The following is a 10000-nucleotide window of genomic DNA, read 5'->3' on the forward strand; positions in this document are numbered from 1 at the left end:
GTGGAAAATATTGCGGATCTTTGGCATGCGGCCCTTGCCAATATAGAGAAAAAAATCAGCAAACCGAGCTTTGATACTTGGCTAAAATCAACAAAGGCTCATTCCCTTCAGGGCGATTTGCTTGTCATCACAGCGCCAAATGAATTTGCCCGCGATTGGCTGGAGGAACGCTATTCTCAGCTAATTTCAGGAATTCTTTACGATATTACAGGGGAAGAATTAGCTGTAAAGTTTATCATTCCGCAAAATCAGAAGGAGGAGGAGCTTGAAATCCCGACACCGCCAAAAAAGGCGAAAAAGGATGAAGAGCATAACGATTTTCCTTCTAATATTTTAAATTCAAAATATACATTTGATACTTTTGTAATTGGATCCGGAAACCGCTTTGCCCATGCTGCTTCGCTTGCCGTTGCGGAAGCCCCGGCCAAAGCATACAATCCCTTATTTATTTACGGAGGCGTCGGATTAGGAAAAACGCACTTAATGCACGCGATCGGTCATTATGTTTTAGATCATAATCCTTCAGCTAAAGTAGTTTATTTATCATCAGAAAAATTTACAAATGAATTTATTAACTCGATTCGTGACAACAAGGCTGAGAATTTCCGCAATAAATATCGAAACGTGGATGTCCTCCTAATAGATGATATTCAGTTTTTGGCTGGAAAAGAATCAACCCAGGAGGAATTTTTCCATACCTTTAACAGCCTACATGAAGAAAGTAAGCAAATCGTCATTTCCAGTGACCGGCCGCCAAGAGAGATTCCAACCTTGGAGGACCGCTTGCGTTCACGCTTTGAGTGGGGCTTAATCACAGATATCACCCCTCCAGATTTGGAAACGAGAATTGCCATTTTGCGAAAGAAAGCGAAGGCAGAGGGCCTCGATATCCCTAATGAAGTGATGCTGTATATTGCGAATCAAATTGATTCCAACATTCGTGAGCTTGAAGGGGCACTTATCCGAGTTGTCGCTTATTCTTCGTTAATCAATAAGGATATCAATGCTGATCTGGCAGCGGAGGCATTGAAGGATATTATTCCTTCCTCTAAGCCAAAGGTAATTACCATTCATGATATTCAAAAGATTGTTGGCGAACATTTTAGCATTAAGCTTGAAGATTTTAAGGCGAAAAAGCGAACAAAGTCAATTGCTTTCCCTAGGCAGATTGCCATGTACTTATCTCGTGAATTAACCGATTATTCTTTGCCGAAAATAGGAGAAGAATTTGGCGGCCGTGACCACACCACCGTTATTCATGCTCATGAAAAAATTTCAAAGCTGCTGCTAACTGATTCTCAACTGCAGCGGCAAATTAAAGAACTAAATGACCTGTTGAAAATTTAGACCTATTGTGAATAACTTCCGAGAATGTATACACAGTCTGTCCACATGTGGATAGGCTGTGTTTCCTTTGAAAAAGCTAGTTATCCACATGTTAACAAGCCCTACTAGTACTTCTACTAATTTTTTTAAAAAAATATTATATGTAATTGCGTTAAAAAATATTCCTAAAACGGAGGATTTAAACATGAAATTTATAATCCAACGCGACCGCTTAGTTCAAAGTGTCCAGGATGTAATGAAGGCTGTCACATCGAGAACAACCATTCCAATCTTAACGGGGATTAAAATCACCACAACAGACGAGGGAGTAACCTTAACTGGAAGTGATTCTGATATTTCCATTGAATCATTTATCCCTAAAGAAGAAGCCGGCGATGAGATTGTAGAAATTAAACAAACAGGCTCCATTGTTTTGCAGGCGAAGTTTTTTAGCGAAATCGTGAAAAAGCTGCCAACAGATTCTGTCGAAATTGAGGTATTAAACCACCTGCAAACCGTTATTCGTTCCGGTAAATCAGAATTTAACCTGATTGGTTTGGATGCAGAGGAATATCCACACCTGCCACAGATTGAAGAAAATAATAAGTTCCATATTGCTACTGACCTATTGAAGGCAATGATCAGACAAACTCATTTTGCGGTGTCCACATCTGAAACACGGCCAATCTTGACAGGTGTAAACTGGCGAATTGAGAATGGCGAATTAACCTGTATTGCAACAGATAGCCATCGCCTTGCACTCCGCAAAGCAAAAGTAGAAATGGAAACGAGTGACAGCTACAACGTTGTCATTCCAGGAAAAAGTCTGAATGAACTTAGCAAAATTATTGATGACTCGAATGAGCAAATTGATATTGTCATTACCGAGAATCAAATTTTGTTTAAAGCAAAGCACCTTTTATTTTTCTCAAGATTATTGGAAGGAAACTATCCCGATACATCAAGATTGATTCCGAATGAAAGTAAAACGGATGTTACTGTCAACACAAAAGAATTTTTACATGCAATTGATCGTGCTTCCCTTTTAGCACGCGAAGGCAGAAATAATGTTGTTAAGCTTTCTACGATTGAGGGAGGAATCATTGAAATCTCCTCAAATACTCCAGAAATCGGGAAGGTTGTCGAAGAAATCCAAAGTGAATCCATTGAGGGAGAAGATTTAAAAATTTCTTTCAGCGCTAAATACATGATGGATGCGTTGAAGGCTCTTGAAGGAACGGATATTAGAGTGAGCTTTACTGGGGCGATGCGTCCATTCCTGATCCGCCCTCTTCATGATGAAACGATTTTACAGCTTATCTTGCCGGTAAGAACGTACTAAACATATATAAGCTATTATTCATAGGCCGCCTTTCTTCCACTGGCGGTCTTCTTTTTGACAAACATAAGTTTATTTTTGGTTTCCTTTGTAACTGTTCCGTTTTTTTAGTAAAATAAAGTATTGAGACTTTTTAAGAATTAGGTGATGCGGATGCCTGAAAAAATAAAGCTCGAAGCTGAATTTATAACATTGGGACAGTTCTTGCAGATTGCCGATGTTATTTCTACTGGCGGAATGGCCAAGTGGTTTTTAAGTGAGCATGAAGTTTTTGTAAATGGCGAACAGGATCAAAGAAGAGGAAGGAAACTTCGCGCCGGTGACAAAGTCCAAATTCCCGGTATTGGAGAATTTGTGATTACCGAATAGGTAAAGGACGAGAAGTCAATGTATATTGAATCATTATCGTTAAAAAACTATCGCAATTATGAAGAGTTATTTATTGAATTTGAAAATAAAGTAAATGTCATATTAGGTGAAAATGCCCAAGGGAAAACCAATGTGATGGAATCCATCTATGTTTTGGCCATGGCTAAATCCCACCGGACCTCCAATGATAAAGAACTTATTCGCTGGGACGAGGAGTATGCTAAAATAGAAGGTAGGGTTCAAAAACAGTACAGCTCATTGCCTTTACAATTAGTTATTTCAAAAAAGGGAAAAAAAGCACGACTTAATCATATTGAGCAGCAGAAATTAAGCCAGTATGTCGGGAATATGAATGTTGTCATGTTTGCTCCTGAGGATCTTAATTTGGTAAAAGGAAGTCCTCAGGTGCGCAGGCGATTTATTGATATGGAAATTGGCCAGATATCCCCTATTTACTTACATGATATGAGCCAATATCAAAAAATACTTCAACAGCGCAATCATTATCTGAAAATGCTTCAGATAAAAAAACAAACGGATCAAACAATGCTCGAGATCTTAACAGAGCAGTTTATTCAAGTTGCTGTAAAGATTATTGCGAAGAGATTTGAATTCCTTCACTTGCTTGCAAAATGGGCTGGTCCGATTCATAAAGGGATATCAAGGGGCCTGGAAACACTTGAAATCAACTATAAACCTTCCGTAGAGGTATTAGAAGAACAAGAGTTGTCGAAAATGGTAACATGCTTTGAAGAAAAGTTCGGAAAGGTGAAGACAAGAGAAATCGAACGTGGTACTACCCTATTTGGCCCACATCGGGACGATTTATTGTTTTTCGTAAACGGAAGAGATGTGCAAACGTTCGGATCACAAGGACAGCAGCGGACGACTGCGCTGTCGGTAAAGCTCGCTGAAATTGAATTAATTCAGGCGGAAATTGGTGAGTACCCTATTTTACTGTTGGATGATGTGTTGTCGGAATTAGATGATTATCGGCAATCTCACTTATTAAATACCATCCAGGGTAAAGTTCAAACCTTTGTTACCACAACCAGTGTTGATGGAATAGACCACCAGACATTAAAGGAAGCCTCAACCTTCCAGGTTTCGTCCGGTATTATTCAGAAAGTAGATTGAGGTGGAACATGTATATTCATATCGGGGAAGATCTCAATATTAGGGCAAAGGATATTATCTCCATATTGGACAAAGATAGTGTGAAAAATTCTGAGTTGGCTGGGGAATTCCTGCAGCGGCATCAGGATAAGGTCATCAACCTCTCAAAAAATCCTTTTAAATCAGTTGTGATTACATTTGACAAAGTGTATTTGTCCCCGATAGCCTCCGGAACGTTAAAAAGACGTTCCAGCCAAATGCATTTACAAGAATTTTAATAGCATAATAATTTTTCAAAAAATAAGGATTTATTTGGCAGAAAGTGCAGGTGAATCAAGTGACAATGGATCAAAAAGCAGTTCAGGAGCAGGCATATGATGCCAATCAGATACAAGTGTTGGAGGGCCTAGAGGCTGTGAGGAAAAGACCGGGTATGTACATCGGTTCAACAAGCGGAAAAGGGCTTCACCATCTTGTTTGGGAAATCGTTGATAATAGTATTGACGAGGCACTTGCGGGCTACTGTGACGAAATCAATGTCACGATTGAAGAAGATAACAGCATTACGGTAAAGGATAATGGGCGCGGTATTCCGGTCGGCATCCAAGAAAAAATGGGCAGACCTGCCGTTGAGGTCATTATGACAGTTCTCCATGCCGGAGGAAAGTTTGGCGGCGGAGGCTATAAAGTTTCAGGCGGCCTGCACGGTGTTGGTGCATCGGTTGTTAATGCCCTATCTACTGAGCTGGAAGTCTATGTACATCGCGACGGTAATATTCACGAAATAAAATTTGAACGCGGCAATGTCGTTTCTGAACTAAAGGTGGTTGGTACAACCGACAAAACCGGAACCATAACCCATTTTAGGCCGGACGGAGAAATTTTCACAGAAACACTTGAATATGAATATGACATTCTGGCAACACGCCTTCGTGAACTCGCATTCCTTAACCGAGGAATCAAAATCACCATAGAAGATAAGCGTGTCGAAAATAAACGCAATGAGTATCATTATGAGGGCGGAATTAAATCCTATGTTGAGCATTTAAATCGGACGAAAGAGGTCATTCTTGAAGAGCCTATCTACATGGAGGGCGAAAAGGATGGAATCAGCGTTGAGGTTGCCCTGCAATACAATGAAGGCTATACAGATAACATCTACTCATTCGCCAATAATATTCATACGTACGAAGGCGGAACCCACGAATCTGGTTTCAAAACGGCTTTAACGAGGGTTATTAACGATTATGCTAGAAAAAACAACCTGATTAAAGAAAGCGACGCGAACCTTTCCGGTGAGGATGTTCGCGAAGGCCTGACAGCGATTGTTTCGATTAAGCATCCGGACCCGCAATTTGAGGGGCAAACAAAAACTAAACTCGGAAATTCTGAAGTCAGGGCGATAACAGATACCGTTTTTGCTCAGCATTTTGAAAAGTTCTTGTTGGAAAATCCGATGGTTGCTAAAAAGATTGTCGATAAAGGTCTAATGGCGGCAAGAGCAAGGCTCGCTGCCAAAAAGGCAAGGGAATTGACTCGCCGCAAGAGTGCGCTAGAAGTATCTAGTTTACCCGGGAAATTGGCAGACTGCTCTTCTAAAGACCCATCAGAAAGCGAATTGTATATCGTTGAGGGTGACTCAGCGGGTGGTTCGGCGAAACAAGGACGCGACCGTCATTTCCAAGCAATCCTGCCGCTTCGCGGTAAGATTCTGAACGTTGAGAAGGCACGTCTTGATCGGATTCTTTCCAATAATGAAGTCCGGGCAATGATTACAGCCATTGGCACTGGTATTGGTGAGGATTTTGATATTGGAAAAGCCCGCTATCATAAAGTCATCATCATGACGGATGCGGACGTCGATGGCGCCCATATTCGTACGCTGCTGCTGACCTTCTTTTACCGCTATATGAGGAAAATTATCGAGGCTGGTTATGTATATATCGCCCAGCCGCCTCTTTACAAAGTGCAGCAGGGAAAACGGGTGGAATATGCCTATAATGACAAGGAACTTGACAAGGTTTTTGCCGAGCTGCCAAGCCAGCCTAAGCCTAATATTCAGCGCTATAAAGGTTTGGGAGAAATGAATCCTGAACAGTTATGGGAAACAACCATGGATCCAGGTTCGAGAACGATGCTTCAGGTAAGTCTAGAAGATGCGATCGAAGCGGATGACACCTTCGATATGCTGATGGGCGAAAAGGTCGAACCACGCCGGAACTTTATCGAAGAAAACGCTCAATACGTGAAAAATTTAGATATATAACATAAATGAAAACTCGCCAATTGGCGGGTCCGATAGGACGAAGATAGAGGTGTAGTTGAATTTATGCGTTAGGAAATTATAAATGTGTGAAAATTTACAATTTCCTATTAGCTAAAAAAAGGGAAAAAGGGTAGAGGTGTCCACTATCCTCCTTTTTTATTTTAGGTGACACCCTAACAGGAGGTACCAATTATGGCTGAAACACCAAATTCTCAAGTAAAAGAAATTAATATTAGCCAAGAAATGAAATCCTCGTTTCTTGACTATGCAATGAGTGTTATCGTTTCACGTGCCCTTCCGGATGTTCGTGATGGCCTGAAGCCGGTTCACCGCCGTATTCTTTATGCTATGCACGATCTAGGAATTCATGCAGACAAACCATATAAAAAGTCAGCCCGTATTGTCGGGGATGTTATTGGTAAGTATCACCCGCATGGTGACTCCGCTGTTTATGAAACCATGGTCCGGATGGCGCAGGATTTCAACTATCGCTACATGCTTGTCGATGGCCACGGAAACTTCGGATCGGTTGATGGTGATGCGGCTGCGGCGATGCGTTACACTGAATCAAGAATGTCGAAAATCTCAATGGAATTATTAAGAGATATTAACAAAGACACGATTGATTATCAAGATAACTATGATGGCGAGGAAAGAGAACCGGTTGTCTTGCCAGCGCGGTTCCCTAACCTATTAGTGAACGGTACAACTGGAATTGCCGTTGGGATGGCAACCAACATCCCGCCTCATCAGCTCGGCGAGACTATCGATGCTGTTTTGGCAGTCAGCCATGACCCTGATATTACCACTCAGGAGCTGATGGAGATCATCCCGGGGCCTGATTTCCCTACTGGAGGGATCATCTTAGGCCGCAGCGGCATCCGCAAGGCATATGAAACAGGACGGGGCTCCATTACTATACGAGCAAAAGTAGAAATTGAACAAAAATCCAACGGTAAAGAGGTCATTATTGTTAATGAGCTTCCCTACCAGGTAAATAAAGCAAAACTGATTGAAAAAATAGCGGAATTGGTCCGTGATAAAAAGATTGATGGCATCACTGACCTGCGCGATGAATCAGACCGCCGCGGAATGCGGATTGTCATTGAAGTTCGTAAGGATGCCAACGCCAATGTTTTGCTGAATAATTTATACAAGCAGACGGCGCTGCAAACCAGCTTTGGAATTAACACCCTAGCGCTTGTGAATGGGCAGCCAAAGGTGCTAAGCCTAAAGCAATGTTTAGTCTATTATTTAGACCATCAAAAGGTAGTCATTCGCCGCCGTACTGCATTTGAATTGCGTAAGGCCGAAGCAAGGGCACATATTTTAGAAGGTCTGCGAATCGCACTTGACCATATTGACGCTATCATTACGTTAATCCGCAACTCGCAAACGACAGATATCGCCCGTGAAGGGTTAATGACCCAATTTAATCTTTCAGAAAAACAAGCCCAGGCCATCCTTGATATGCGCTTGCAGCGTTTAACAGGCTTGGAAAGAGAAAAGATTGAAGATGAATATCAGGAGCTTGTAAAACTCATTGCAGAGTTAAAAGCCATTTTAGCGGACGAGGAAAAAGTCCTTGAAATTATCCGCGAAGAACTTCTTGAAATCAAAGAACGTTTCAATGATAAACGCCGCACTGAGATTGCAGCAGGCGGAATTGAAAACATAGAGGACGAGGATTTGATTCCACGCGAAAACATCGTCATTTCATTAACCCATAACGGTTATATTAAGCGTCTCCCTGTCTCCACGTACCGCGCACAAAAACGCGGTGGCCGCGGAATCCAAGGTATGGGCACCAATGAAGATGATTTTGTCGAGCATTTGATCACGACTTCAACCCATGATACGATTCTTTTCTTTACCAATAAGGGGAAGGTCTATCGTTCCAAAGGATATGAAATTCCGGAGTACGGCCGCACGGCGAAAGGCATTCCGATTATCAATCTGCTGGGTATTGAAAAAGGTGAATGGGTAAATGCAATTATCCCTGTTGAAGAATTCGTGGACGATTGGTACCTGTTCTTTACCACAAAAGAAGGTGTCTCCAAGCGGTCACCGCTGTCATCGTTTGCCCATATCCGGAATAACGGACTAATCGCCATAAGTCTGCGTGAGGGCGATGAGCTTATTTCTGCCCGTATGACTGACGGCAGCAAGCATATTATTATCGGTACAAAAAAAGGTATGCTGATCCGCTTCCCGGAAACAGATGTCCGTTCGATGGGCCGCACCGCTACAGGAGTAAAAGGCATTACCTTGGACAACGATGATGAGGTTGTCGGCATGGAAGTGCTTGAGGAAGATAATGAAGTGCTGATTGTAACGAAAAATGGCTACGGAAAGCGGACTGCTGCTTCTGAGTATCGCATTCAAGGCCGCGGCGGGAAAGGTATTAAGACCTGCCATATTACAGATAAGAACGGTGACCTTGTCTCGATGAGAGCGGTAACCGGTGAAGAGGACTTGATGCTGATTACAACAGGCGGGGTCTTGATTCGTATCGATGTAGCCGGCATTTCCAAAATGGGCCGGAATACACAGGGTGTAAAACTAATCAGCCTTGGCGATGAAGAGAACGAATATGTGGCAACCGTGGCTAAAGTAGAAAAAGAAGAAGTTCAGGAAAATGAAAATACAGAGGAAACAGAAGAAAACGCATCAGGTGAAAACCCAGATGTGAATACCACTTCTGATGAAGAATAATCATAAACGGAGCACTGAAATAGGTGCTCTGTTTTCTTTATTTAACATTACTTTTGAATTTATTATATTTATATAGTAAAAAAATGATTAAAACATGTTGACTTTAACTTAAACGGGTGATATATTTATAAAGTCGCTTCTGAGCGATAGAGAAATTGACCTTTGAAAACTAAACAAACAAAAACGTCAACAAACAATAATATTCGTTTCGTTTGAAACGAAGCCAACGTAACATTTTTGAGCTAATCAACTCAACTTTATTGGAGAGTTTGATCCTGGCTCAGGACGAACGCTGGCGGCGTGCCTAATACATGCAAGTCGAGCGAATCACTGGGAGCTTGCTCCTGGTGATTAGCGGCGGACGGGTGAGTAACACGTGGGCAACCTGCCTGTAAGACTGGGATAACTTCGGGAAACCGGAGCTAATACCGGATAATTTCTTCCCTCACATGAGGGAAGGTTGAAAGTCGGTTTCGGCTGACACTTACAGATGGGCCCGCGGCGCATTAGCTAGTTGGTGAGGTAACGGCTCACCAAGGCGACGATGCGTAGCCGACCTGAGAGGGTGATCGGCCACACTGGGACTGAGACACGGCCCAGACTCCTACGGGAGGCAGCAGTAGGGAATCTTCCACAATGGACGAAAGTCTGATGGAGCAACGCCGCGTGAGCGATGAAGGCCTTCGGGTCGTAAAGCTCTGTTGTCAGGGAAGAACAAGTATCGGAGTAACTGCCGGTACCTTGACGGTACCTGACCAGAAAGCCACGGCTAACTACGTGCCAGCAGCCGCGGTAATACGTAGGTGGCAAGCGTTGTCCGGAATTATTGGGCGTAAAGCGCGCGCAGGCGGTCCTTTAAGTCTGATGTG

The 10000-nt window shown here is 42.6% G+C and carries 7 protein-coding genes and 1 rRNA gene (1 of these 8 cut by a window edge); all 8 read left to right on the top strand.

Features of this window, described 5'->3' with window-relative positions:
* Positions 1-1347 (top strand): chromosomal replication initiator protein DnaA, encoded by a 1347-nt coding sequence (gene dnaA / locus QNN06_RS00005; protein ID WP_213116952.1) that lies wholly within the window; start codon positions 1-3, stop codon positions 1345-1347.
* 184 nt (positions 1348-1531) lie between these two features.
* A complete protein-coding gene (dnaN, locus tag QNN06_RS00010) occupies positions 1532-2668 on the top strand; it encodes a DNA polymerase III subunit beta (RefSeq protein ID WP_213116951.1) in 1137 nt (378 codons plus the stop codon).
* A gap of 150 nt (positions 2669-2818) precedes the next feature.
* Positions 2819-3034 carry a S4 domain-containing protein YaaA gene (yaaA, locus tag QNN06_RS00015; RefSeq protein WP_213116950.1) on the top strand — a complete coding sequence of 72 codons (216 nt, stop codon included), beginning with the start codon at positions 2819-2821 and terminating at the stop codon, positions 3032-3034.
* Between the two features lie 18 nt (positions 3035-3052).
* Positions 3053-4171 carry a DNA replication/repair protein RecF gene (recF, locus tag QNN06_RS00020; protein WP_213116949.1) on the top strand — a complete coding sequence of 373 codons (1119 nt, stop codon included), beginning with the start codon at positions 3053-3055 and terminating at the stop codon, positions 4169-4171.
* Positions 4172-4179: 8 nt separating this feature from the next.
* Complete coding sequence (gene remB, locus QNN06_RS00025) at positions 4180-4428, top strand: extracellular matrix regulator RemB (RefSeq protein ID WP_213116948.1); 249 nt, start codon at positions 4180-4182, stop codon at positions 4426-4428.
* A gap of 65 nt (positions 4429-4493) precedes the next feature.
* Positions 4494-6416, top strand: a complete 1923-nt coding sequence (gyrB, locus tag QNN06_RS00030) for a DNA topoisomerase (ATP-hydrolyzing) subunit B (RefSeq protein ID WP_213116946.1) — start codon at positions 4494-4496, stop codon at positions 6414-6416.
* Positions 6417-6608: 192 nt separating this feature from the next.
* Positions 6609-9131 carry a DNA gyrase subunit A gene (gene gyrA / locus QNN06_RS00035; RefSeq protein ID WP_213116945.1) on the top strand — a complete coding sequence of 841 codons (2523 nt, stop codon included), beginning with the start codon at positions 6609-6611 and terminating at the stop codon, positions 9129-9131.
* 257 nt (positions 9132-9388) lie between these two features.
* Positions 9389-10000, top strand: a 16S ribosomal RNA gene (locus QNN06_RS00040) (it continues 938 nt past the right edge of the window).

The organism is Neobacillus sp. 114, assembly GCF_030127045.1.
Classification (GTDB): Bacteria; Bacillota; Bacilli; order Bacillales; family Cytobacillaceae; genus Neobacillus; species Neobacillus rhizophilus.